Below are 20,312 nucleotides of genomic sequence, written 5' to 3' on the forward strand. Positions count from 1 at the left end.
TGGCGATTGAGAAAAGTGACTCGCCCGGCAAGGCGAAACAGAAACCAACAGCAAAATTCGGCATTCGGCCTGGCCAAAAATGTCCTGGCAACACTTGAAAGCAGACAGAGCCAGTTCAATCACCAAGCCCCCCCACAAGGGGCGCCCGGACACCTCAACCCAAGAGGACAGCTGCATGAACATCGGCCAGGCCGCGAAGAAGAGCGGGCTCACCGCGAAGATGATCCGCTACTACGAATCCATCGGCCTGCTCCCCGAGGCCGGCCGCAGCGACAGCGGCTACCGCCAGTACAGCGAGCAGGACCTGCACAGCCTCGCCTTCATCCGCCGCTCGCGGGACCTGGGCTTCTCGCTGGAGGAAGTGGGCCGCCTGCTCACCCTGTGGCGCGACCGGGGCCGCGCCAGCGCCGACGTGAAGGCCCTGGCCAATGCCCACATCGACGAACTGAACCAGCGCATCGCCGAGCTGGTGGGCCTGCGCGACACCCTGCAGGAGCTGGTGGACCACTGCCAGGGCGATCACCGCCCCGACTGCCCGATCCTCAAGGACCTGGCATCGGGCGGTTGCTGCGGGGCAACAGCGGTGCCCTCGGCAGGCGTGGAGCAGCCACCGCCGACCTGAACAGCCAGGCGCTGGCAGGCCCCTTCAGACGAAAAAGCCCCGGCAGGTGCGCCTGCCGGGGCTTCGTGTAAGGCGTGGTGGCGCCGATCAGCTCTGGGATTGCAGGTAGTTCTGCAGACCGACCCGGTCGATCAGGCCCAGTTGCTGCTCCAGCCAGTAGGCATGGTCTTCCTCGGTGTCCTGCAGTTGCAGGGCGAGGATGTCGCGGCTGACGTAGTCGCCATGTTGCTCGCAGAGGGTGATGCCCTTGCTCAGCGCGGCGCGCACTTCGTATTCGAGGTTCAGGTCCGAACGCAGCATCTCCGGCACGGTGGCGCCGGGGTGGATGGCCTTGGGCGTCATGTCCGGGGTGCTTTCCAGGAAGAGGATGCGCTGCAACAGGGCATCGGCGTGTTCGGTCTCTTCCTCCATCTCATGGTTGATGCGCTCGTAGAGCTTGGTGAAGCCCCAGTCGGCATACATGCGCGAGTGCAGGAAATACTGGTCGCGTGCGGCCAGCTCACCTCGCAGCAGATCCTTGAGGTATTCGACGACTTCCGCTTGCCCTTTCATCTGTGTTCTCCCCTGCAAACGCGGTGATCCGAGGGCGCAATGGTCGTCCTCGGGAACCGCCCGGTCAAGCAGCCCGATGCCACACCCTCACTCCTTCATCCAGGGCGGGGTCGGCGGTTCGTCGCTGGTGTCCTTCAGCAGCGCCTGGCGGCGCTCCTCTTCAGCGAGGGCGGCCTTGATCTCGCGCATCACCGCATCCACATCGGCCGTTTCCTCGGGCTCGGTGAACTGGCCGGTGAGCTTGGTATCCGGGGTCAGCTTGCCGTCCTCGTAGAGCGCCCACATTTCCTTGGCATAACGGGTGTAGCGCAGCTCGGGGGCGAACTGGCCGAAGTACGCGGCCATGTTGCCGACGTCGCGCTCGAGCATACGGAAGGCGTGGTTGTTGCCGGCGGCGTCCACCGCCTGGGGCAGGTCGATGATCACCGGGCCATAGGGGTCGAGCAGCACGTTGAACTCGGACAGGTCGCCATGGACCAGGCCGGCGCAGAGCATCTTGACGATCTCGCCGATCATGAAGGCGTGGAATTCGCGGGCGTCCTCGGGGGTCAGGTCGACGTCGTTGAGGCGCGGGGCGGCGTCGCCGTAGCCGTCGGTGACCAGCTCCATCAGCAGCACGCCATCGAGGAAGTCGTAGGGCTTGGGCACCCGCACGCCGGCGTTGGCCAGGCGGAACAGGGCGGCCACTTCGGCGTTCTGCCAGTTCTCTTCCTGCTCCTTGCGCCCGTACTTGGAGCCCTTGGCCATGGCCCGGGCGTCGCGGCTGTTACGTACCTTGCGCCCTTCCTGGTACTCGGCCGCCTGGCGGAAGCCTCGCTTGTTGGCCTCCTTGTAGACCTTGGCGCAGCGCAGCTCGCTGCCACAACGCACCACATAGACGGATGCTTCCTTACCGCTCATCAGCGGCCTGACCACTTCGTCGATCAGGCCATCCTCCACCAGGGGTTCGATGCGCTTGGGTGTCTTCATGCCTTGCCGGCGTTCCTCGGGAAAATGGGTTGGGACTGGAATGGTCCGACTTTATACGGCATGCGCGCCGGCAGGACCATCAGCGCCGCGACAGGCTGTGACGCAACGCCTCGATGGCATAGCGCACCTTGGCCGGCTGCGCGTCGCGCCGTGGGGTGACGATGTACAGGCCGATCTCCGGCGGGCGCCAGTCGGGCAGCACCCGCAGCAACCGGCCGCTGGCCAGCTCTTCGCGGATCTCCGGTTCCGGCTGCAGGGACAGGCCGGCACCGGCCAGGGTGAAGCTGCGCACGGAGAGGATGTTGTTGCAACTGACGCGGCTCTCGATGCGCAGGCGCTGCACCTCGCCGCCCGGCCCGACCAGGGTGATCGGCCCCAGGGCGCGCTCGGCGTGCAGGGTCACCCAGTCCAGCTCCAGCAGTTGCTCGGGGCGGACGAGGGTCGGCAGCCGCGCCAGGTAGCCGGGCGCGGCGCAGAGCAACGACGGCCAGTCCCCCAGGTGCCGCGCCACCAGGCTGGAGTCGTCCTGGCGGCCGACGCGGATGGCCAGGTCGATACGCCGCTCCACCAGGTCGATCTGCTCGTCGTCGAAGAACAGCCGCAGCGTCAGCCCGGGGTGGGCGGCCAGCAGGGGCGCCAGCGCCTCGGTGACCATGCGATCGGAGAAGCCCACCGGGGCGGCGATGCGCAGCTCGCCCACCGGCGCATCACGCAGTTCCGCCAGGCGCTGTTCGGCCTGCTGCGCCAGCTCCAGCACCTGGGCGCAATTGCGGTAGAACAGCGCGCCGGCCTCGGTGAGGGTGAGCTTGCGGGTGGTGCGGTGGAGCAGGCTGACCTGGGTGGCCTCCTCCAGCTTGCGGATCTGCTGGCTGACTGCCGATGCGCTCATGCCCAGGGCTTCGCCGGCGGCGACCATCGAGCCCTTCTCCACCACCGTGGCGAACACCGCCATGCGCTTGAGCTGCTCCATTCGTAAGCCCTGCTTAATTGTGAAAGCGGTTTTTGCCACTTTTTCCGCCGATTATCCAGCCGCAAGATGGCGACCGTCGCAAACGATTCTCAACAGGAGACAGCCATGAAGATCGCCATCCTCGGTGCCACCGGCTTCGTCGGCAGCGCCGTCGTCCAGGAAGCCCTGCAAAGCGGCCACCAGATCACTGCTGTGGTCCGCCACCCGGAAAAACTGCCGCCCCATGACCGTCTGACCGCCGTGAAGGGCGATATCCACGACGTGGCCGCCACCGCTGCCGTCCTCGCCGGGCACGACGCCGTGGTGCACGCCTTCAACCCCGGCTGGGGCAACCCCGACATCCGCGAGCAGTTCATCCAGGGCACCCGCGCCATCTTCGACGCCGTGCGCCGGGCCGGTGTCCGTCGCCTGCTGGTGGTGGGCGGGGCGGGCAGCCTGTACGTCGCGCCGGGCCTGCAACTGATCGACACCCCGGAGTTCCCCGCCGAGTACAAGGAAGGCGCCGAAGGCGCGCGCCAGGCACTGAACCTGATCCAGGCCGAGACCGACCTGGACTGGTCCTTCCTCTCCCCGCCGGCGCTGCTGGAGCCCGGCGCACGCACGGGCCGCTTCCGCGTTGGCGGCAACGAGCTGCTGATGGACGGCGACCACCCGGCACGCATCACCGTGGCCGACCTGGCGGTGGCCATCGTCGACGAGCTGGAGAACCCCCAGCACCTGCGCAAGCGCTTCACCGTCGGCTACTGAAGCCGGGTACTCGCCCTGCGTTATCCAAGCAGGTCGCCGGTTTTTCCGGCGGCCTGCTCCCGTTTACACCGTTCAGGAGTCCCTCAATGACCCTCGTCGCCTCCACCCACGTCATCACCGAAACCCCGGCCCGCTACATCAGCCGGCTGTGCAAGCACTTCGCCCACCGCATCCCCGTCAGCTACGACGAGCAGCAAGGGCGCATCCAGTTCGACATCGGCCTCGGCCTGCTGCAGGCCGAAGCCGGCGGCCTGACGCTTCGGGTGGAAGCCGAAGACGCCGTCAGCCTGGAACGACTCAAGGAAGTGATGGCCAGCCACTTCGAACGCTTCGCCTGGCAGGAAGCGCTGCAGTTGAACTGGCACTGAGGCCGTCTGGGACGGGGATCTGACGCGATAACACCATGCCCACGCCGCCCAGAATTGACTGGGTGGCAATTTGCTGGCCCGTGAACCGGCACACGCAATGTCTTGTTACGAGACGCTATAGTCGCGGCCCTGCATCCCCATGCAGCCCTTGCCAGCCATGTCCGACCGCCTGGCATCCATCGATACGAACAGCCGCCCGGCGGCGAAGAAAGGGAGTTCCGCAATGGAATGGTATTTGAAGTGCCTCAAGCAATATTTTGATTTCAACGGCCGTGCGCGTCGCAAGGAGTACTGGATGTTCACCCTGGTGAACCTCGTGATCTCCATCGCACTGACCGTGATCTTCGGCGTGATCAGCGAGAAGCTGCTGCCGCTGGCCAACCTGTACAGCCTGGCCGTCCTGCTGCCGGCCCTGGGTGTCACCGCCCGCCGTCTGCACGACATCGGCAAGAGCGGCTGGTTCATGCTCATCGCCCTGATCCCGCTGGTCGGTCTGTACCTGATCTACCTGCTGGCCAAGGACAGCGACCCGGGCCAGAACGCCTACGGTCCCAACCCGAAGGCCTGATCCAGGCCGGGGTTCCCGCCTGAACGGGAACCCACAGGCGAGGCGGCTGTCCCAGGGCAGCCACCAGAACGGGCGGGCAACCGTCCGTTCTGCTTTCAGAAACGGACGTTCAGGAACCCACAGGATGTCGGAACCCCAGGTATCCCTCTTCAAGGGCGGTCTCTTCGCCCTCCTCGGTCTGGCCCTGCTGGCCGCCATGGCCATCAACGCTTCTTCCCGCGTGGGCTTCCTGCAATCGGCCCTGGTTGCCGACGGCGCCGTGGTTGCCCTGAACGCCGGCGGCTCGCACCCCGAGATCGCCTTCACCGACAGCACCGGCACCCGGGTTTCCTATCCCCAGGGCGGGCTGATCTTCGGTTACCAGGTCGGCCAGCCGGTGAAGGTCCACTACCAGGCCAACGACCCCACCGGCAGTGCCGTGGTGGATGACTTCGGCGCGCTGTGGGGCACCTCTGCCCTGCTCGGCGTGCTGGGTGCGGTGTTCACCGCCACCGGTCTGATGACCCTCTTCGGCCGCCGCCCCTGACCCACAAGGATGTACCCATGTCGCAGATGCCCATTCCCTTCCCCGCCAACCCCAGCCGCTGGCAGTACATCACCGCCAGCGGCGGTGGCCTGACCATCGCCTTCGTCGCCGGGGGCGGCGGCTCCATCACCCTGCGCTCGCCTCAGGGCCAGGACCTGCCGTTCCGTTACGGCGGCATCGGTGCCGGCCTCGGTATCGGCGCCAAGCTGCCGCGCTTCGGCAAGGTGGACGTGAAGATCAAGGGCAAGAGCATCGGTGGTGCCGGAGCGGCGGAAGCCTTCCCCAGCGACGGTGCGGTGTTCGTCGCCGACGACATCAAGGACCGCGACCTGACCCGCGACGAGATCACCGGCCCCTGCCTGTACATGGAAGTGGGCGCCGGCGTGCTCGCCGGGGTCTCCGGCACGGCCATGCTGTTCGGTCTGGACACCAAGCTGCTGGCAACGGTGATGCTGATGAACGCCAGCCCGCTGACCAGCCTCTCGGTGTCGCCGATGCTGACCCGGCAGTTGCTCAAATCGGCCCGTGGTGCCCTGGTGATGGGCGGTGCCAACGTCGGCCTGCAGGCGGGCGCCGGCGGCGCGGCCTACCTCGGCGCGCTGTTCTGACGCGCCCTCAGCGCAACTGACTGTCCTTGCTGCCGCGCCGGTTGTAGCCGGCGTAGGCGGCGTTCTCGCGGTCGTGTTCGGCCTGGCAGTTCACGCACAGGCGCACCCCCGGCACCGCCTCGCGGCGCGCCTGGGGAATCACGGCATCGCATTCTTCGCAGTACTTCAGGCTCTCGCCCTTGGGCAACTGGCTGCGTGCCCGCTGCACGGCGTCTTCGATGGTGCTGTCGATCTGCTCCTGCACCGCGCCGTCTCCCGCCCAGCCACTGGCCATCACGACCTCCCGTTCTCGCTGTCGATGACCCTGGAGTTATGCGGGCGGCCGGCGGCCTTTTGCAAGGCCGTGGGCCGGTGGGCGACAAGTGGAGGTCGCTCCGGGCTATTCCTTCACGTTCATGTACTCCCGCGCCCAGACGATGTAGTCCTCGGGCAGCGTGTACTTGTGGGTCAGCTCGGTGGCGCTGAGCTCCGGTGCGCTGGTGTCGATGTGGCGCTGCTCGCGCAGGCAGTCGTAGGTGGCCTTGATGGCGGCGAAGTAGGCGGCGTGGCCGTTGACCACGATGCGCACGCCCAGGTCGGCCAGGCGCTGGTTGTCGCGCAGCTTGGGGTTGCCGTAGGTGACCAGCATCAGCGGCACATGGAGCCCGGCGGCGATGGCCTCCAGGTGTTCGAAGTCCTCCACCCCGACCATGCAGATGCCGTCGGCACCGGCAGCCTGGTAGGCCTGGGTGCGGGCAATCACCTCGTCGGTGCCGAGCACCCCGGCGTGGGTGCGGGCGATGATCGCCAGGTCCGGGTCGACCCGGGCTTCGAGGGCCGCGCGGATCTTGCCGACGCCTTCCTCGACGCTGATCAGGTCGGTGGACTTGCGGCCGAACTGGGCCGGCAGCAGCGTGTCCTCGATGGTCAGCGCGGCGATGCCGGCGCGCTCCAGCTCCACCACCGTGCGCATCACGTTGAGGGCGTTGCCGTAGCCGTGGTCGGCGTCGGCGATCACCGGCAGGCGGGACACGCGGCCGATGCGCACGGCCTGCTCGACGAACTCGCTGAGGGTGATGAGGGCGAAGTCCGGCGCTGCCAGCACCTGCAGCGAGGCGACGGAGCCGCCGAGGATGCCCACCTCGAAACCGAGGTCGGCGGCGATGCGCGCGGACATGGGGTCGAACACCGAGGCGGTGTGGTAGCAGGCGGAGGAATTCAGCAACGCACGAAACGCCGTGCGCAATTCATGGTGGGAGGCTCTTCTCATTGTGATGTCCAGACAGCAGGCAAGGTTGAACGACGAGAAGGATGCAAGTATCGCACCCCCAGGTCACACCGACCGGCGGATAGGCCGTGGGGGCATTCTACGCGCCTCCGTCTTTCAGCTTCCTTAATGGCCACCGAACGCAGGGCCGCCGCGTGCAGAAAGCAGTTCACCTTTGCCGCGGCCGTCGCTAGATTGCGCCCGCATCCCGTTGCCAGCGCCCATCCCGGATAGGTCCCCGCCTGCCATGCCCGACCTGCTCGCCTACACCAGCCTGTTCCTCGCCGCCTTCGGCGCCGCCACCCTGCTGCCCCTGCAGTCGGAGGCCGTACTGCTCGGCCTGCTGCTCAACGGCGCGCAGCCGGCCTGGGCACTGCTGCTGGTGGCCACCGTCGGCAACGTGCTGGGTTCGCTGGTGAACTGGTTACTGGGGCGCTACCTGGCGAATTTCCGCCAGAAGCGCTGGTTCCCCGTATCGGAATCCGCCATCGAACGGGCCCGCCGGCACTACCTGCGCTACGGTCGCTGGACCCTGCTGCTGTCCTGGATGCCGATCGTCGGCGACCCACTCACCCTGGTGGCCGGGCTGATGCGCGAATCGCTCGGCGTGTTCCTGCTGCTGGTGCTGCTGGCCAAGGCCGGCCGCTACACGGTGGTGGCGGCCCTGGCGCTGGGCTGGGGATAAGTCGTCGCGATGGGCCGTGAGCGGCCTACGGCTTCTTCAGGCATTCGCTCATGAAGGCCTTGCGCTCGTCCCCCTTGAGCGCCTTGTCCGAAGCGGTCTTGTTGCAATTGATCATGCGTTCCTGCTGGGTGATCTTCAGGCACTGCGACATGAACGCCTTGCGTTCGTCGCCCTTGAGCCCCTTGGCGGTGGCGTCGGCGTTGCAGGACTTCATCTTTTCCTGCGGGGTGGCGGCCAGGGTCGGCAGGCTGGCCAGCAGGGCGAGGACGAGCAGGGGCAGGCGGAGCGTCTTCATGGGGGAACTCCCAGGGCGGTGGTGCCGGCAAGTCTAGACGGTGCGACGGACTGCGCCGGGCCGGGCGCGCAACCGGCCCTCGCCTCGCGTATAGTGCGCGGCCGTTTTTCCACCCCCGGACCGTTCGCACCATGAGCACCACCCTCCCCGCCCGCGCCCTGGGCATCGACTTCGGCACCTCCAACTCCACCGTCGGCTGGTGGCGCCCGGACTGCGAGCCGCTGATCGTCCTGGAGGACGCCAAGGTCACCCTGCCGTCGGTGATCTTCTTCAACACCGAAGAGCGCCGCCCCGCCTTCGGCCGCCAGGCCCTGAACGAATACCTGGAAGGCTACGAGGGGCGCCTGATGCGCTCGCTCAAGAGCCTGCTGGGTTCGCCGCTGCTCAAGAGCGAGACCACCGTGCTGGGCAGCGCCCTGCCCTTCAAGGACCTGCTGGGCATCTTCATCGGCGAGCTGAAGAAGCGTGCCGAAGCCGCCGCCGACCGCCCCTTCGAGCAAGTGGTACTGGGCCGCCCGGTGTTCTTCGTCGACGACGACCCCGAGGCCGACCGCGAGGCCCAGGACACCCTGGTGGCCGTCGCCCACAAGCTCGGTTTCAAGGACGTCTCCTTCCAGTACGAACCCATCGCCGCCGCCTTCGACTACGAGCGCGAGATCCAGCGCGAAGAGCTGGTGCTGATCGTCGACATCGGCGGCGGTACCTCCGACTTCTCCCTGGTGCGCCTGTCGCCTGAGCGCCGCGACGTGGCCGACCGCCAGGGCGACATCCTCGCCACCGGCGGCGTGCACATCGGCGGCACCGACTTCGACAAGCAGCTCTCCCTGGCCGGGGTGATGCCGCTGTTCGGCTACGGCAGCCGCATGAAGAGCGACGCACTGATGCCCACCAGCGTGCACCTCAACCTGGCCACCTGGCACACCATCAACGCCGTCTACGCGCAGAAGTCCCAACTGGCGCTGAAGAACATGCGCTACGACATCGTCGACACCACCGGCATCGACCGCCTGTTCCGCCTCATCGAGCAGCGCGCCGGACACTGGCTGGCCATGCAGGTGGAAGACAGCAAGATCGAGCTGACCGAAGCCCTGGAGCGCCCCATCGACCTCGGCCGCGTCGAGCCCGGCCTGGTGGCGCCGCTGGACCGCGCCGGCTTCGAGGAGGCCGTCGGCCCGCTGCTGGAGCGCATCCGCGCCAGCGTAACGGCCATGCTGGCCCAGGCCGGCGTCGCCCTGGAGCAGGTGGACACGCTGTTCTTCACCGGCGGCTCCAGCGGCATCCCCGCCCTGCGCCGCTGCGTCGCCGACCTGCTGCCCAACGCCCGCCATGTCGAAGGCAACGCCTTCGGCAGCATCGGCAGCGGCCTGGCCATCGAAGCGCGCAAACGCTACGGCTGACCGCAGGTCGGCCCCCGCCCCCATTCGCGCCGGCCCCGCTTGCCGGCACCGGGCGGCGGGGGCACCGTGAGGGCCTCGTCACCGGAGACACCCTCATGCGCACACCGCTTCTCCTCACCCTGGCCGCCCTGCTGCTCAGCGGTTGCGGCCTCGGCGAAACCGCCGCCACCGGCGCGGCCCAGGCCAAGGCACAGGCAGACCAGGCCCGCCAACTGCAACAGCAGGCCGACCAGCTCAAGCAGCAGATCGACCAGGCCAATGCCCAGAACCAGGCACGCCTGGATGCCGCCGAAGACGCCACCCACTGAAGCCGCGCCGCCCCTGCCGCTCGTGCCGGGGCGCCCTGCAAATATTCCTCGAACTCGCCAAGCGAGCCCGTGCTCGAACGTCCCGTAGGCCCACTGAGCCCCATGCGAGGACACCTTCATGTACAAGCACATCCTGCCCGCCGCCCTGGCCCTGGCCGCCGTGACCGGCTGCGCCACAAAGCTGGAAAACCCCACCGACTACGTCACCTACCGCAACGAGCCCCTGGTGAAGCAGGTGGAAGACGGCATGGACCGCCAGCAGGTGCTCACCCTGGGCGGCCCGCCCTCCAGCGAGGTGCGCCGCGTGGTGCATCCCGGCACCTGCAACGACTACGTGCTCAACAAGGAAGGCCACCAGCAGCCCTACTACGTCAGCTTCGACGCCAACGCCCGGGTCGATGGCAAGGGCTTCATGACCTGCGAACAGTACGAGCGCAACGAGGCCGAGGCCGCCAAGCGCTGAGCCACGCCTCCCGGGGCCTGGCCCCGGGATGACCCTGTGCCGTATTTGCCGACTGGCGCACACCCGCCGCCCCGATCCGGGCGAACCGCGGGCGGCCCCTGCTGTCCAAGCGCTGTTATCAACCGCCGACATGACGGGGACTGTGCATGCATCCGCGCGCGCTCCTGCTTGCAGCCGCTCTGGCCTCGGGGTCCGGCTGTGCGACGAAGATCGAAAACCCCACCGACTACCTCACCTTCCACAACGAGCCCCTGGTGAGCCAGGTCAAGGAAGGCATGAGCAAGGAGCAGGTACTGGCCATCGGCGGACGCCCGTCCTCCATCGTCCAGCGCAGCATCCACCCCGGCTCGTGCAACAACTACATCCTTAACCGCCAGGGCCACCAGCAGGCCTACCACGTCAGCTTCGGCGCCAATGGCCGCGTGCAGCACAGCGGCTTCATGACCTGCGGCCAACGCGAGACGGTGGAGCGCGACGGGCTGTTCTGAAGCACGGATTTCCTAAACTTTTTCTGCTTCGCCGCACTCACACACCTGGGAGGCCGCTGCGCCTGCGACCCCAGAGTCGCGCCACGGCCCGAGAACCCGTGAAGGAGAACCGTGATGAGTGACGTGCAACTGACCGATGTGAACACCCTGCGCCAGCGCGCCCGCCAGAACGTGCTGGATGGCGCCGTGACCGAGGGCTACAACGCCGACCGCCCCACCGTGCTGCGCCTGCTGAACGAAGCCCTGGCCACCGAGCTGGTCTGCCACCTGCGCTACAAGCGCCACTACTACATGGCCACCGGCCTCAAGGCGAGCATCGCCGCCGCCGAGTTCCTCGAACATGCCCAGCAGGAGCTGCAGCACGCCGACCAACTGGCCGAGCGCATCGTGCAGTTGGGCGGCGAGCCCGACTTCAACCCCGCCGGGCTGGAGGCGCGCTCCCACGCCCAGTACGTGGCCGGCCGCAATCTGCGCGAGATGGTCACCGAGGACCTGATCGCCGAGCGTATCGCCATCGACAGCTACCGCGAGATCGTGCAGTTCCTCAGCGACAAGGACCCGACCACCCGCCGCCTGTTCGAGGAGATCCTCGCCCAGGAGGAGGAACACGCCGACGACATGGCCGATATCCTCGAAGACCTCAAGGAATGATCGCTCGGGGCCATCATGCCCCTTGATCCCGGCGCGCGCTGGCCGCAAAGTCTGCCGAGCAGACTGCCGAAGAGGACACGGCCATGCGCGCGCGCATCATCGAACGCCCCGCCTTTCAAGTCATCGGACTGGAACGCCCGGACGCCCCACCAGAGGACATCGGCCAGTTGTGGGAGCGCTTCCTGCCCCGCAGCGAGGAGATCAGCGGCCGCGATGGGGTGCCCTGCGGGCTCTGCCTGCACCGCCCCAACGGCGAGCTGGGCTACCTGGCCGGCTACCCGGTCAAACCGGGCACCCCGGTGCCGGACGGCATGACCCTGATCGACGTCCCCGCCGGCCGCTACGCCGTGTTCACCCACGTCGGCACCGCACCGGACATCGCCCTCAGCTTCCAGGTGATCCACGACTTCCTGCTCGCCGAGCGCGGGCTGGAAGCCGGCCCCGGCATCTGCTTCGAGGAATACGGCGACGGCTTCCACGGCCCCCACGACCCGAAGTCGGAAACCCTGCTCTGGGTCCCGGTGTTCTGACCCCGCCGCCCTTGCCGGCAGCGCTCTCGTCGGCGCTGTCGCTGAACCTGGCCCAACGGGTCGGCCTGCAGGGTGAGGCGGGTCCGGGAGGCGGCGGCGCGTCGCCGTCCTGCTTCGGGGTGTCGAAGGTCCAGTTGTTGCACCCATCGCTCTGACGCCGCAGCTCCCCCCGTGGCTCAGCGAGGTCGATGCGAGGCCGGATGGCTCCGCAAACGACCCGCCCCGTCATCCTGATCACTCCCCCTGCGCGCCGCTCAGGCAACGCAAATTGCTGATTCGAAACGGTATTTCCAACCATCAGCGCCGTCGATGGCGACTATCGCGGTTGTTCACTTCCTGACCAGCGTGCCGCTGCGGAACATAGGCCCCGTCGCCACAACGGCCCCCCACTTCCAGGAGAACCACCATGAAAAGCCAAGCCCTCGCCGTCCTCTTCCTCGCCGGCCTGTTCGCTGTACCGGTCGTCCAATCCGCCGTGTCCTACACCGTTGCCGAAGATGGTTCGGCGCGTACCCAAGGCTTCCGCGTCGCCGAAGACGGCTCGGACCGCACCCAAGGCTTCCGAGTTGCTGAAGACGGTTCGGACCGTACCCAGGGCTTCCGCGTTGCCGAGGATGGTTCGGACCGTACCCAGGGCTTGCGCGTTGCTGAAGACGGCTCGGACCGTACCCAAGGCTTCCGCGTCGCTGAAGACGGTTCGGCGCGTACCCAGGGCTTCCGCGTCGCCGAGGATGGCTCGGCTCGCACCCAGGGCTTCCGGGTTGCTGAAGACGGCTCGGACCGTACCCAAGGCTTCCGCGTCGCCGAAGATGGTTCGGACCGTACCCAGGGCTTCCGGGTTGCTGAAGGCGGTGCTGATCGCTCCAACCGCGTGGCCTGATGCGAGCCAGCGGTAACGGCAGTCAAAGCCCGGCACAGGCCGGGCTTTTTGTTGGCTGTATCCAATGAGGTGTTACGGGGCCAAGCTGGTTATCAGGATCAACGCCATCACCTCCATCAATGACCACCATCGCCCACCTTCACTTCTCCCCGGGCGCCCGATCCGTACCCTAGGCAACGTGTTCTTCAACCCTTGCAGAGGAGTCCGATCATGAAAGCCCACGCCCTCGCCGCCCTCTTCCTCAGCGTCCTGTCCAGCGCCGCCTTTGCCCTGCCCGCCGAACACCCGCCCGTGCTCGGTGAAGCCCGCGATGGCGCGGCCGAACGGCCGGTGCTGGAGCCACTGGCCGGCAACCCGGTTCAGCAGGCCCCCGACCAGCGGCTGGCCGAAGGCGGCTCGGACCGCCTGCTGCGCGCCCACGGCGTCGCCTGAGATCAGGCCGCCGGCAACGCGGTCTCCGGCCGGCGGTAGACCCAGATGCGCCGCAGCACGGTGGCGAACTGCCGGGACAGGCGCCCGGTGTTGTACTCCTGCCCGTAGCGCCGGGCGATCTCCCGCACCTCCACCGCGAGCTGGCCGTAACGGCGGGCCGGGAGGTCGGGAAAGAGGTGGTGCTCGATCTGGTGGCTGAGGTTGCCGGTCATGAAGTGCAGCAGCGGGCCGCCCTCCAGGTTGCTGGAGCCCCGTAGCTGACGCAGGTACCACTGGCCACGGGTCTCCCCTTCCAGAACTTCAGGCGGGAACACCGCCGCCCGCTCGGTGAAATGCCCGCAGAAGATGACCGTGAAGGTCCACAGGTTGCGGATCAGGTTCGCCAGCGCATTGCCCGCCAGCACCGCCCAGGCATTGGCCCCCAGCAGCAGCGCCAACAGCGGGAACACCCCGTAGTCCTTGACCAGTTGGCGCAGCACCTTGGCGTTGAAGGTGCGCAGGCGCGGGCGCAGTTCCTCCAGGGTCATGCGGCCCTTGAGGTACTTGTCCAGGCGCAGGTGCTGCACTGCCACGGCGAACTGGAACAGCAGCGCCTGCAGCGTCACCCACAGCGGCTGCCAGCGGAAGAACGGCTTCCAGCGCTGCTCGGGGAACAGCCGCACCAGCCCGTAGCCGACATCGTCGTCGTGCCCCAGCACGTTGGTGTAGGTGTGGTGGATGTGGTTGTGGGTGTGCCGCCAGAAGTCGGCCGGCCCGACGATGTCCCACTCGTAGGTGCGCCCGGCGAATTCCGGGTCGTTCATCCAGTCGTACTGGCCATGCATGACGTTATGGCCCAGCTCCATGTTCTCGATGATCTTGCCCAGCCCCAGCAGCAGGCTGCCCAGCAGCCAGGTGGGCGGGAACCAGCCCAGCATCAGCAGGGCCCGGCCGCTCCAGCAGCAGGCCCGGGCGATGCTGCGCACGCGGCGGATGTAGCGGGCGTCGGTCTCGCCCAGGTCGGCCAGGGTGCGCTGGCGCAGTGCGTCCAGTTCTTCGCCGAAGGCACGGGCAGCCTCGGCATCGAGGGGGCGGTCGTGGCGCATGGCAGTCCTCGTCACAGGTCGAGCGTCACATCGCCCACCGGGGCGCTGACGCAGAGGCGGATGGGTTGGTCGGGCTCGTGCTGGATGGCGCCGCTGCGCAGGTCACGCACCGCACCGCTGAGCAGCCGGCAGGTGCACTGCGCGCAGACGCCCTGGCGGCAGCCGTGGGCCGGCCGCAGGCCCAAGGACTCGGCCTGTTCCAGCAGGCTGCCGTGGGTGTCGCCCTCACCGTCGACGCGGGAGCGGGCGAAGCCCAGGCGCACGGTCTGGCTGGCCGAAGACGGCGCCGTGCGCGGCAGGCTGAAAGCTTCCAGTTGCAGGCGACCGGCGCGGGGCGCGGTCTGCCACCACTGGCGCACCGTGTCGACGAAGCCGTGGGGGCCGCAGACCAGCAGGTCCCGAGGCGCCAGCCCGGCCAGGTGCTCCGGCTGGAAGCGCCCGGCCAGTTCACCGGGCGCCGGCGCATCGCCGCTGAGGCCCCAGCGCACGTTGAAGTTCGGGTAGCGGCGGGTCAGGGCCAGCAGCTCATCGACGAAGGCCCGCTGGCCCCGTTCGCGCACGTAGTGCAGCAGCGTCACCGGCGCGGAGAAGCCCCGCGCCAGCGCCTCTCGCAACAGGCCGAGCAGCGGCGTGATGCCGCTGCCGGCGGCCAGCAGCAGCACATCGCCCTGTCCCTCGGGCCAGCTCAGCTCACCTTCGGCCTGGCCCAGCTCCAGCACCTGGCCCACCTCCACCCGTTCCAGCAGGTGGCCGGACAGGCGCCCGCCCGGCTGGCGACGCACCGCCAGCTCGACACGGCCATCACCGTGCACGGCGGTGAGGCTGTAGCTGCGCGCCAGGCGCACGCCGTCCAGCGCCAGGTGCAACTGCACATGCTGGCCGGCCCGCCAGTGGCGGGCATTGCCGTTGCAGCGCAGAGTCAGCGCCAGCATGTCCTGGGCCACCCAGCGGCGCCCCTCGACGCGGGCGAACACCCGGTTCAGGCGCAGCACCGGGTGCAGCCGGGCGAGAAAGAAATCCACCTCCGACTCGCGCAACCAGGCCCGGCGCACCAGCGCACGCAACGGAGCCAGCCACGCGCCGAGTCGGCGGGCCAGGGGAAAGGGGATGAGGGCCATGGAGCTATCCAGTGAACAGTCGTGCACTAGGCTGCCTGAAGGCAGGAATTCCAGTCAACAGTCGTTCACTGAAAAATCCGACGCCCGCTCTCCAGCCCCACCGGGCACCGCGCAACTTGCACCAATGCGGTGACAGCCCCTAGAGTGCGGCCCATTCTTCGGCCTCGACTTCGCTCCATGTCCACGACGCCCCGCTCGGAACAGAAACAGCAGACCCGCCACGCCCTGATGGACGCGGCGCGCCAGTTGATGGACAGCGGACGCGGCTTCGGCAGCCTGAGCCTGCGGGAAGTCGCCCGCACCGCCGGCATCGTGCCCACCGGCTTCTACCGCCACTTCGCCGACATGGACCAGCTCGGCCTGGCCCTGGTGGAGGAAGTGGGCGAGACCTTCCGCGCCACCATCCGCGTGGTGCGCCACAACGAATTCGAGATGGGCGGGATCATCGACGCCTCGGTGCGCATCTTCCTCGACGCCGTCGCCGCCAACCGTGGCCAGTTCCTGTTCCTCGCCCGCGAGCAGTACGGCGGCTCGCAACCGGTGCGCCAGGCCATCGCCGCCCTGCGCGAGCGCATCACCGACGACCTGGCCGCCGACCTCAAGCTGATCAACCGCATGCCGCACCTGGACGACGACGCCCTCGACGTGGTCTCCGACCTGGTGGTGAAAACCGTCTTCGCCACCCTGCCCGAGCTGATCGACCCGCCCGCCCGCGACCTGCCGGCGCACCTCACCCCGGCGGCGAAGATCACCCAGCAACTGCGCTTCATCATGATCGGCGGCAAGCACTGGCACGGCCTCGGCCGGGCCTGAAGCGGACCGAAGCGTCCGCGCACCATTTCGACCCACGCCACGCACCTGCAGCACGCACCCGAGCGCCCCGTCCTTGCGCATGCCCACACCGCAGACCCGCGCCCCGGGCGTTTCGTCGTCTTGGCAAGCCCCTTGCTCAGGTACCGGCATTGCACACTGCCGGAACTGCCCATGCCGGTCATCCAGGAACGCCTCCCGCCCCGCGAGCAGTGGGATGAATAACTGCTGCTCACCCACGAAGCGCGAAGCCCGAGCCGCCTGCGCTGCTTCACCGTCACCGATGAAGACGTCGGGCTGTTTCTCGAACAGGGCCAGCCGCTGGCGAAAAACCGTCCGGCGGGCGGCAGCCCGCGGGCTGCAGGGCCTGCAACGATCAGCCCAGAAGATATCCACAGGCTGGCCCACCGTTTCTGTGGGCAGAACCGGTCCCTCGCCCACGCGCGGGGCCCTGGGACACATCGCCGCTCGCGGCGCTTTCATGTCTTTGTCATAGTCGCCGGGTCTGATTCGGCACGCCCGTCTTCATCGAAATGGAAGCCCCCATGAAACGCTTTGCCCGGTTCTGCCTCGTTCCGCTCTGCCTCCTGGCCATCGCCCTGCTGGGCATGGCCCTGACCAGCCGCCCGGTGGAACGGCCGGCGGTGCTCGCCGGGCTGGGGGACCGCCCACTGGTGATCGCCCATCGCGGCGGCCGCGGGCTGTGGCCGGAGAACACCCTGTTCGCCTTCGAGCGCGCCGCCGCGCTCGGGGTGGACATGCTGGAGATGGACCTGCGCCTGACCGCCGACGGCCAGGTGGTGGTGCTGCATGACGCCACCGTGGACCGCACCACCGAAGGCAGCGGCGCGGTGGCCGCCCTCAGCCTCGCCCAGGTGCAGGCGCTGGACGCCGGCTACCGCTGGACCGCCGACGGCGGCGAAAGCCACCCCTACCGGGGCCAGGGGGTGCGCATTCCCACCCTCGACGCGGTGCTGAAAGGCTTCCCGCAGATGGCCAAGGTCATCGAGATCAAGGTGCCCGACGTGGGGCTGGAAGAGCGCCTGTGCACAGCGCTGGAGCAGTCCGGGCAGCGCGACCGGGTCATCGTCGGCAGCTTCTACGAACGCAGCCTCACCCACTTCCGCAGCGTCTGCCCCGGCGTAGCCACCTCGGCCGGGCCGACCTCGGTGAAGCTGCTGGTGGTGCTGCAGACCCTGGGCCTGGAGCGCCTGCTGAGCCCCTCCTACGAGGCCCTGCAGATCCCCGAGGAGCACGCCGGGATACACCTGGCCACACCGTCGATGATGCTCAGCGCCCGTGAGCGCGGGCTGAACGTGCAGATGTGGACCATCAACGAACAATCGGTGATGCAGCGCCTGCTGGACATGGGCGCCCAGGCGCTGATCACCGACTACCCCGACCGCGCCCTGCAGTTGCTGGGGCGGTCGACCCACCTGAGGTCGCAAGCCGCCGCTGAATGACTCAGAACGGATAGTCTCGCGGCCGGTGCTGAACACTGATCCAGTGATCGCGGGTGAACTCGTCAATCGCCCACTCGCCATTGAAGCGCCCGAGGCCGGAGTTCTTTTCTCCGCCGAAAGGGGCGTGGGCCTCGTCGTTGACCGGTATGTCATTCACATGGGTCATGCCGGCCCGAATGCGTCGGGCAAAGCGCACGCCGCGTTCGAGGTCGCGGGTGAACACGGCACTGGACAGTCCATAGTCGCTGGCATTGGCCAAGGCCAGGGCATGGGCTTCGTCATCGGCGCGTAGCAGGCCGATCAGCGGGCCGAAGATTTCATCGCGGGCGATTTCCATCTCGGGCTTCACTTCGCCGTAGACGTGGGGGCCCATCATCAGACCTTGCACCCCGCCTTGGTACAACGGCTTGGCCCCCTCTCGACGGGCACGGGCGACCTTCTCGAGCAGCCCTTCGAGCTGCCGTGGGTTGATGATCGGACCGATAGCCGTGTCGGCCAGATGGGGGTCGCCCACCTTGAGCTGACGGACCCGTTCGACGAAGCGCTGGGCGAAGGCGTCGTACAGCGGCTTTTCGACAATGATGCGGTTGATGGCCATGCAGATCTGCCCCTGATGGAGGAACTTCCCGAACACGGCCGCCTTGACCGCCTGTTCCAGGTCGGCGTCGGCCAGCACGACGAACGGGCTGTTGCCCCCCAGTTCCAGGGCCACGTGCTTGAGGTGCGCGCCCCCGCTGGTAAGGGCCCCGATGCGGCGCCCCACGGGGGTCGAACCGGTGAATGTGACGAGCCCTGGAACAGGGTGTTCGACGAAGGCATCGCCGATCTCCTGACCCGATCCGACCACCACACTCAGCACCCCGGGCGGCAACCCGGCCTCTTCGAAGATCCGCGCCAGGAGCAAGCCTCCGCAGACGGGGGTATCACTGGAGGGCTTGACCACCACGGTGTTACCCAGCGCCAGGGCCGGGGCCAGTGAGCGCTGGGTCAGGTGGAAGGGGAAGTTCCAGGGGCTGATCACCCCCACTACGCCAATGGGGCCGCGGTACACACGGCTTTCCTTGCCGGGAATGTTCGAGTCGAGCAGACGCCCCTGGACACGGCTGGGGAACGAGGCGGACTCCAGGGTGATGGCACGGGCCGCAGCCCATTCGAGGCTGGCTTTCAGGCGGGTACTGCCCGACTCGCGAATGATCCAGTCGATGATCTCCTCGCGCCGCGTGTCGAACACCGCTACGACACGCAGCAGCAGTTCGGCACGCTCTGCCGGGGCACGGCCTGCCCAGTCCGGCTGAACCTCGGCGGCCTTGGCATAGGCCAGGTCGACGTCACTCTGGTTGGCTTGGAGGATTTCCACCAGCAAGTCGCCGTCATAGGGATCGACGGTGCTCAGCCACAGCGGGCTGCGGCCGTGACGCCACTCGCCGGCGATGGGTTGCAGGTGAAGATCCCCATAGGGGACATTGGCAGCGCTCATGCTGAGACTCCTTCAATGACGGGCAATAGAGACGGGGTGTCGATCAGCGACTGTCCGGGGAAGGGAAGATGGGGCCTGCGATGCCCCCGCCCTTCCCTGAGCGGTCACGCCGGTGGTTCAGCGGACAGTGCTCGCGCTTCGACCAGTCGCACCAGTGCATACAGGGTGTCCACCCGGGGCACCGGAACCCCGGCCTGGCGAGCCCGGGCGATGACTTCGCCATTGATCGAGGCGATTTCCGTGGGGCGACCGGCAAGGACGTCCTGCAGCATGGAGGGCTTGTGGGTGCGGTGATGAGCCATGGCATCGGCCACGCTCGCCAGGCAGCGCTGGAGATCGGCCTCGACGCCCGACGCCTGGGCGACTGCGATCACTTCCTGGACGATTTCGCGGGCAAGGACGAAGCCTTCGGGAACGGCATCCAGTTGCCCCACGCTGCAGCCGGTCACGGCGCACAGCCCGTTCATCGCAGCATTGAAGGCGACCTTCTCCCAGATCGACGTCCACACGTTGCGGTCCAGGGAGCAGTCCAGCCCGGCTCCCGCCAGGACGGCAACCATCTCGGCGGCGGCAGGCCGCTCGACAGCATCCAGTGTCAGCAGCCGCACCACGCCGCGCCCGTGGGAGCGCACATGGCCAGGCTCGAGCATGTCGGCAGGCCAGTTGGTCATCCCGATCATCACCTGCTCCGGGGCCACGTGGCGGCTCAGTGTCTCGGCGTTGCCCAGGCCATTCTGCAGGCTCAGCACCAACGTATGGCTGGCCAGGTGCGGACGGATGCTCGCCAACGCCTGGTCGGTATGCAGGGTCTTGGTGAACACCAGCACGGCATCGGCATAGCCTGATACCTGCTCAGGACGGCAGGTCGTCATGCCTGCGATGCGCCGGTCCCCGTCATCGGTCTCCAGGCGCAGGCCATGCCGGCGGATCGCCTCCAGATGGGCATCGTTGACGTCCACCAACGTCACGCTCTGGCCGCTTTCTGCAAGCCGCCCGCCGAAAAGCGAGCCCATGGCTCCAGCCCCCAGAATGGTGATGTTCATCAAGCACCTCC

General features: G+C 67.8%; 27 protein-coding genes and 1 pseudogene. 18 read left to right on the top strand and 10 right to left on the bottom strand.

Annotated features, from left to right (window positions below):
• The first annotated feature begins 175 nt into the window (after positions 1–175).
• Positions 176–622 carry a Cu(I)-responsive transcriptional regulator gene (gene cueR, locus A9G05_RS08460; RefSeq protein WP_069560550.1) on the top strand — a complete coding sequence of 149 codons (447 nt, stop codon included), beginning with the start codon at positions 176–178 and terminating at the stop codon, positions 620–622.
• Positions 623–709: 87 nt separating this feature from the next.
• Here the strand turns inward: cueR and bfr are convergent, their stop codons facing one another.
• The 3 genes from bfr to A9G05_RS08475 form a co-directional block, all read right to left on the bottom strand.
• Complete coding sequence (gene bfr / locus A9G05_RS08465) at positions 710–1,174, bottom strand: bacterioferritin (RefSeq protein WP_044401369.1); 465 nt, start codon at positions 1,172–1,174, stop codon at positions 710–712.
• A gap of 87 nt (positions 1,175–1,261) precedes the next feature.
• Positions 1,262–2,143 carry a PA4780 family RIO1-like protein kinase gene (locus tag A9G05_RS08470; protein WP_069560551.1) on the bottom strand — a complete coding sequence of 294 codons (882 nt, stop codon included), beginning with the start codon at positions 2,141–2,143 and terminating at the stop codon, positions 1,262–1,264.
• A gap of 79 nt (positions 2,144–2,222) precedes the next feature.
• A complete protein-coding gene (locus A9G05_RS08475; RefSeq protein WP_069560552.1) occupies positions 2,223–3,113 on the bottom strand; it encodes a LysR family transcriptional regulator in 891 nt (296 codons plus the stop codon).
• Between the two features lie 105 nt (positions 3,114–3,218).
• Between A9G05_RS08475 and A9G05_RS08480 the strand changes: the two genes are divergently transcribed.
• The 5 genes from A9G05_RS08480 (at position 3,219) to A9G05_RS08500 (ending at position 5,930) form a co-directional block, all read left to right on the top strand.
• Positions 3,219–3,860, top strand: coding sequence for an NAD(P)-dependent oxidoreductase (locus A9G05_RS08480; RefSeq protein ID WP_069560553.1), 642 nt, complete (start codon positions 3,219–3,221; stop codon positions 3,858–3,860).
• A gap of 86 nt (positions 3,861–3,946) precedes the next feature.
• Positions 3,947–4,228, top strand: a complete 282-nt coding sequence (locus A9G05_RS08485; RefSeq protein ID WP_069560554.1) for a DUF2218 domain-containing protein — start codon at positions 3,947–3,949, stop codon at positions 4,226–4,228.
• A gap of 223 nt (positions 4,229–4,451) precedes the next feature.
• The gene (locus A9G05_RS08490) at positions 4,452–4,796 is read left to right on the top strand and encodes a DUF805 domain-containing protein (protein ID WP_044401354.1); all 345 of its coding nucleotides are present in this window, start codon (positions 4,452–4,454) and stop codon (positions 4,794–4,796) included.
• A 124-nt stretch (positions 4,797–4,920) separates the two neighbouring features.
• Positions 4,921–5,322 (top strand): DUF3592 domain-containing protein, encoded by a 402-nt coding sequence (locus A9G05_RS08495; RefSeq protein WP_069560555.1) that lies wholly within the window; start codon positions 4,921–4,923, stop codon positions 5,320–5,322.
• 17 nt (positions 5,323–5,339) lie between these two features.
• Positions 5,340–5,930, top strand: coding sequence for a hypothetical protein (locus A9G05_RS08500; RefSeq protein WP_069560556.1), 591 nt, complete (start codon positions 5,340–5,342; stop codon positions 5,928–5,930).
• A 7-nt stretch (positions 5,931–5,937) separates the two neighbouring features.
• Here A9G05_RS08500 and A9G05_RS08505 read toward each other — a convergent pair whose 3' ends face one another.
• Positions 5,938–6,204, bottom strand: coding sequence for a DksA/TraR family C4-type zinc finger protein (locus A9G05_RS08505; protein WP_069560557.1), 267 nt, complete (start codon positions 6,202–6,204; stop codon positions 5,938–5,940).
• A gap of 105 nt (positions 6,205–6,309) precedes the next feature.
• Positions 6,310–7,179 (bottom strand): oxaloacetate decarboxylase, encoded by an 870-nt coding sequence (locus A9G05_RS08510; protein ID WP_069560558.1) that lies wholly within the window; start codon positions 7,177–7,179, stop codon positions 6,310–6,312.
• A 244-nt stretch (positions 7,180–7,423) separates the two neighbouring features.
• Between A9G05_RS08510 and A9G05_RS08515 the strand changes: the two genes are divergently transcribed.
• Positions 7,424–7,861 carry a YqaA family protein gene (locus A9G05_RS08515; protein WP_069560559.1) on the top strand — a complete coding sequence of 146 codons (438 nt, stop codon included), beginning with the start codon at positions 7,424–7,426 and terminating at the stop codon, positions 7,859–7,861.
• Between the two features lie 25 nt (positions 7,862–7,886).
• Here the strand turns inward: A9G05_RS08515 and A9G05_RS08520 are convergent, their stop codons facing one another.
• Positions 7,887–8,156, bottom strand: a complete 270-nt coding sequence (locus tag A9G05_RS08520) for a PsiF family protein (RefSeq protein ID WP_044401336.1) — start codon at positions 8,154–8,156, stop codon at positions 7,887–7,889.
• Positions 8,157–8,287: 131 nt separating this feature from the next.
• Between A9G05_RS08520 and A9G05_RS08525 the strand changes: the two genes are divergently transcribed.
• From A9G05_RS08525 to A9G05_RS08560, 8 genes are all read left to right on the top strand, one after another.
• Positions 8,288–9,553: an Hsp70 family protein gene (locus A9G05_RS08525; RefSeq protein WP_069560560.1), complete on the top strand. Its 1,266-nt coding sequence runs from the start codon at positions 8,288–8,290 to the stop codon at positions 9,551–9,553.
• 95 nt (positions 9,554–9,648) lie between these two features.
• Positions 9,649–9,861, top strand: coding sequence for a hypothetical protein (locus tag A9G05_RS08530; RefSeq protein ID WP_069560561.1), 213 nt, complete (start codon positions 9,649–9,651; stop codon positions 9,859–9,861).
• Between the two features lie 118 nt (positions 9,862–9,979).
• Positions 9,980–10,324 (top strand): osmotically-inducible lipoprotein OsmE, encoded by a 345-nt coding sequence (gene osmE / locus A9G05_RS08535; RefSeq protein WP_069560562.1) that lies wholly within the window; start codon positions 9,980–9,982, stop codon positions 10,322–10,324.
• Positions 10,325–10,470: 146 nt separating this feature from the next.
• Complete coding sequence (gene osmE, locus A9G05_RS08540) at positions 10,471–10,812, top strand: osmotically-inducible lipoprotein OsmE (protein WP_069560563.1); 342 nt, start codon at positions 10,471–10,473, stop codon at positions 10,810–10,812.
• 114 nt (positions 10,813–10,926) lie between these two features.
• Positions 10,927–11,463 carry a bacterioferritin gene (locus tag A9G05_RS08545; RefSeq protein ID WP_069560564.1) on the top strand — a complete coding sequence of 179 codons (537 nt, stop codon included), beginning with the start codon at positions 10,927–10,929 and terminating at the stop codon, positions 11,461–11,463.
• Positions 11,464–11,546: 83 nt separating this feature from the next.
• Positions 11,547–11,993 (top strand): GyrI-like domain-containing protein, encoded by a 447-nt coding sequence (locus A9G05_RS08550; RefSeq protein ID WP_069560565.1) that lies wholly within the window; start codon positions 11,547–11,549, stop codon positions 11,991–11,993.
• Positions 11,994–12,399: 406 nt separating this feature from the next.
• Positions 12,400–12,873 (top strand): hypothetical protein, encoded by a 474-nt coding sequence (locus tag A9G05_RS08555; RefSeq protein WP_069560566.1) that lies wholly within the window; start codon positions 12,400–12,402, stop codon positions 12,871–12,873.
• Positions 12,874–13,083: 210 nt separating this feature from the next.
• The gene (locus A9G05_RS08560) at positions 13,084–13,305 is read left to right on the top strand and encodes a hypothetical protein (protein WP_069560567.1); all 222 of its coding nucleotides are present in this window, start codon (positions 13,084–13,086) and stop codon (positions 13,303–13,305) included.
• A 2-nt stretch (positions 13,306–13,307) separates the two neighbouring features.
• Here A9G05_RS08560 and A9G05_RS08565 read toward each other — a convergent pair whose 3' ends face one another.
• Together A9G05_RS08565 and A9G05_RS08570 are read right to left on the bottom strand one after the other, a co-directional pair.
• Entirely contained in the window at positions 13,308–14,390 is a 1,083-nt protein-coding gene (locus tag A9G05_RS08565) for a fatty acid desaturase (RefSeq protein ID WP_069560568.1), read from the bottom strand.
• An 11-nt stretch (positions 14,391–14,401) separates the two neighbouring features.
• Positions 14,402–15,508: a ferredoxin reductase gene (locus tag A9G05_RS08570; RefSeq protein WP_069560569.1), complete on the bottom strand. Its 1,107-nt coding sequence runs from the start codon at positions 15,506–15,508 to the stop codon at positions 14,402–14,404.
• A gap of 177 nt (positions 15,509–15,685) precedes the next feature.
• On the opposite strand from A9G05_RS08570, the gene A9G05_RS08575 reads away from it, so the two are divergent.
• The 3 genes and pseudogenes from A9G05_RS08575 to A9G05_RS08580 all read left to right on the top strand — a co-directional run bounded on the left by A9G05_RS08575 (position 15,686) and on the right by A9G05_RS08580 (position 17,781).
• Positions 15,686–16,321 (top strand): TetR family transcriptional regulator, encoded by a 636-nt coding sequence (locus A9G05_RS08575; RefSeq protein WP_044401292.1) that lies wholly within the window; start codon positions 15,686–15,688, stop codon positions 16,319–16,321.
• A gap of 171 nt (positions 16,322–16,492) precedes the next feature.
• Positions 16,493–16,639 (top strand): annotated as a pseudogene (locus tag A9G05_RS28025) (urease accessory protein UreE); the annotation flags it as partial.
• A 224-nt stretch (positions 16,640–16,863) separates the two neighbouring features.
• Positions 16,864–17,781 carry a glycerophosphodiester phosphodiesterase gene (locus tag A9G05_RS08580; protein WP_069560570.1) on the top strand — a complete coding sequence of 306 codons (918 nt, stop codon included), beginning with the start codon at positions 16,864–16,866 and terminating at the stop codon, positions 17,779–17,781.
• Between the two features lies 1 nt (position 17,782).
• Here A9G05_RS08580 and A9G05_RS08585 read toward each other — a convergent pair whose 3' ends face one another.
• Together A9G05_RS08585 and A9G05_RS08590 are read right to left on the bottom strand one after the other, a co-directional pair.
• The gene (locus A9G05_RS08585) at positions 17,783–19,258 is read right to left on the bottom strand and encodes an aldehyde dehydrogenase family protein (RefSeq protein WP_069560571.1); all 1,476 of its coding nucleotides are present in this window, start codon (positions 19,256–19,258) and stop codon (positions 17,783–17,785) included.
• Between the two features lie 104 nt (positions 19,259–19,362).
• Positions 19,363–20,301, bottom strand: coding sequence for a ketopantoate reductase family protein (locus A9G05_RS08590; protein ID WP_069560572.1), 939 nt, complete (start codon positions 20,299–20,301; stop codon positions 19,363–19,365).
• Positions 20,302–20,312 lie beyond the last annotated feature (11 nt).

Origin of the sequence: Pseudomonas sp. ENNP23 (assembly GCF_001728945.1) — a bacterium.
In the GTDB taxonomy this organism is placed as follows: Bacteria; Pseudomonadota; Gammaproteobacteria; order Pseudomonadales; family Pseudomonadaceae; genus Metapseudomonas; species Metapseudomonas otitidis.

Excerpts from the sequence above, each read along its gene's own strand:
- cueR (WP_069560550.1), top strand. The coding sequence starts at position 176 with ATGAACATCGGCCAGGCCGCGAAGAAGAGCGGGCTCACCGCGAAGATG.
- bfr (WP_044401369.1), bottom strand. The coding sequence starts at position 1,174 with ATGAAAGGGCAAGCGGAAGTCGTCGAATACCTCAAGGATCTGCTGCGA.
- A9G05_RS08470 (WP_069560551.1), bottom strand. The coding sequence starts at position 2,143 with ATGAAGACACCCAAGCGCATCGAACCCCTGGTGGAGGATGGCCTGATC.
- A9G05_RS08475 (WP_069560552.1), bottom strand. The coding sequence starts at position 3,113 with ATGGAGCAGCTCAAGCGCATGGCGGTGTTCGCCACGGTGGTGGAGAAG.
- A9G05_RS08480 (WP_069560553.1), top strand. The coding sequence starts at position 3,219 with ATGAAGATCGCCATCCTCGGTGCCACCGGCTTCGTCGGCAGCGCCGTC.
- A9G05_RS08485 (WP_069560554.1), top strand. The coding sequence starts at position 3,947 with ATGACCCTCGTCGCCTCCACCCACGTCATCACCGAAACCCCGGCCCGC.
- A9G05_RS08490 (WP_044401354.1), top strand. The coding sequence starts at position 4,452 with ATGGAATGGTATTTGAAGTGCCTCAAGCAATATTTTGATTTCAACGGC.
- A9G05_RS08495 (WP_069560555.1), top strand. The coding sequence starts at position 4,921 with ATGTCGGAACCCCAGGTATCCCTCTTCAAGGGCGGTCTCTTCGCCCTC.
- A9G05_RS08500 (WP_069560556.1), top strand. The coding sequence starts at position 5,340 with ATGTCGCAGATGCCCATTCCCTTCCCCGCCAACCCCAGCCGCTGGCAG.
- A9G05_RS08505 (WP_069560557.1), bottom strand. The coding sequence starts at position 6,204 with ATGGCCAGTGGCTGGGCGGGAGACGGCGCGGTGCAGGAGCAGATCGAC.
- A9G05_RS08510 (WP_069560558.1), bottom strand. The coding sequence starts at position 7,179 with ATGAGAAGAGCCTCCCACCATGAATTGCGCACGGCGTTTCGTGCGTTG.
- A9G05_RS08515 (WP_069560559.1), top strand. The coding sequence starts at position 7,424 with ATGCCCGACCTGCTCGCCTACACCAGCCTGTTCCTCGCCGCCTTCGGC.
- A9G05_RS08520 (WP_044401336.1), bottom strand. The coding sequence starts at position 8,156 with ATGAAGACGCTCCGCCTGCCCCTGCTCGTCCTCGCCCTGCTGGCCAGC.
- A9G05_RS08525 (WP_069560560.1), top strand. The coding sequence starts at position 8,288 with ATGAGCACCACCCTCCCCGCCCGCGCCCTGGGCATCGACTTCGGCACC.
- A9G05_RS08530 (WP_069560561.1), top strand. The coding sequence starts at position 9,649 with ATGCGCACACCGCTTCTCCTCACCCTGGCCGCCCTGCTGCTCAGCGGT.
- osmE (WP_069560562.1), top strand. The coding sequence starts at position 9,980 with ATGTACAAGCACATCCTGCCCGCCGCCCTGGCCCTGGCCGCCGTGACC.
- osmE (WP_069560563.1), top strand. The coding sequence starts at position 10,471 with ATGCATCCGCGCGCGCTCCTGCTTGCAGCCGCTCTGGCCTCGGGGTCC.
- A9G05_RS08545 (WP_069560564.1), top strand. The coding sequence starts at position 10,927 with ATGAGTGACGTGCAACTGACCGATGTGAACACCCTGCGCCAGCGCGCC.
- A9G05_RS08550 (WP_069560565.1), top strand. The coding sequence starts at position 11,547 with ATGCGCGCGCGCATCATCGAACGCCCCGCCTTTCAAGTCATCGGACTG.
- A9G05_RS08555 (WP_069560566.1), top strand. The coding sequence starts at position 12,400 with ATGAAAAGCCAAGCCCTCGCCGTCCTCTTCCTCGCCGGCCTGTTCGCT.
- A9G05_RS08560 (WP_069560567.1), top strand. The coding sequence starts at position 13,084 with ATGAAAGCCCACGCCCTCGCCGCCCTCTTCCTCAGCGTCCTGTCCAGC.
- A9G05_RS08565 (WP_069560568.1), bottom strand. The coding sequence starts at position 14,390 with ATGCGCCACGACCGCCCCCTCGATGCCGAGGCTGCCCGTGCCTTCGGC.
- A9G05_RS08570 (WP_069560569.1), bottom strand. The coding sequence starts at position 15,508 with ATGGCCCTCATCCCCTTTCCCCTGGCCCGCCGACTCGGCGCGTGGCTG.
- A9G05_RS08575 (WP_044401292.1), top strand. The coding sequence starts at position 15,686 with ATGTCCACGACGCCCCGCTCGGAACAGAAACAGCAGACCCGCCACGCC.
- A9G05_RS08580 (WP_069560570.1), top strand. The coding sequence starts at position 16,864 with ATGAAACGCTTTGCCCGGTTCTGCCTCGTTCCGCTCTGCCTCCTGGCC.
- A9G05_RS08585 (WP_069560571.1), bottom strand. The coding sequence starts at position 19,258 with ATGAGCGCTGCCAATGTCCCCTATGGGGATCTTCACCTGCAACCCATC.
- A9G05_RS08590 (WP_069560572.1), bottom strand. The coding sequence starts at position 20,301 with ATGAACATCACCATTCTGGGGGCTGGAGCCATGGGCTCGCTTTTCGGC.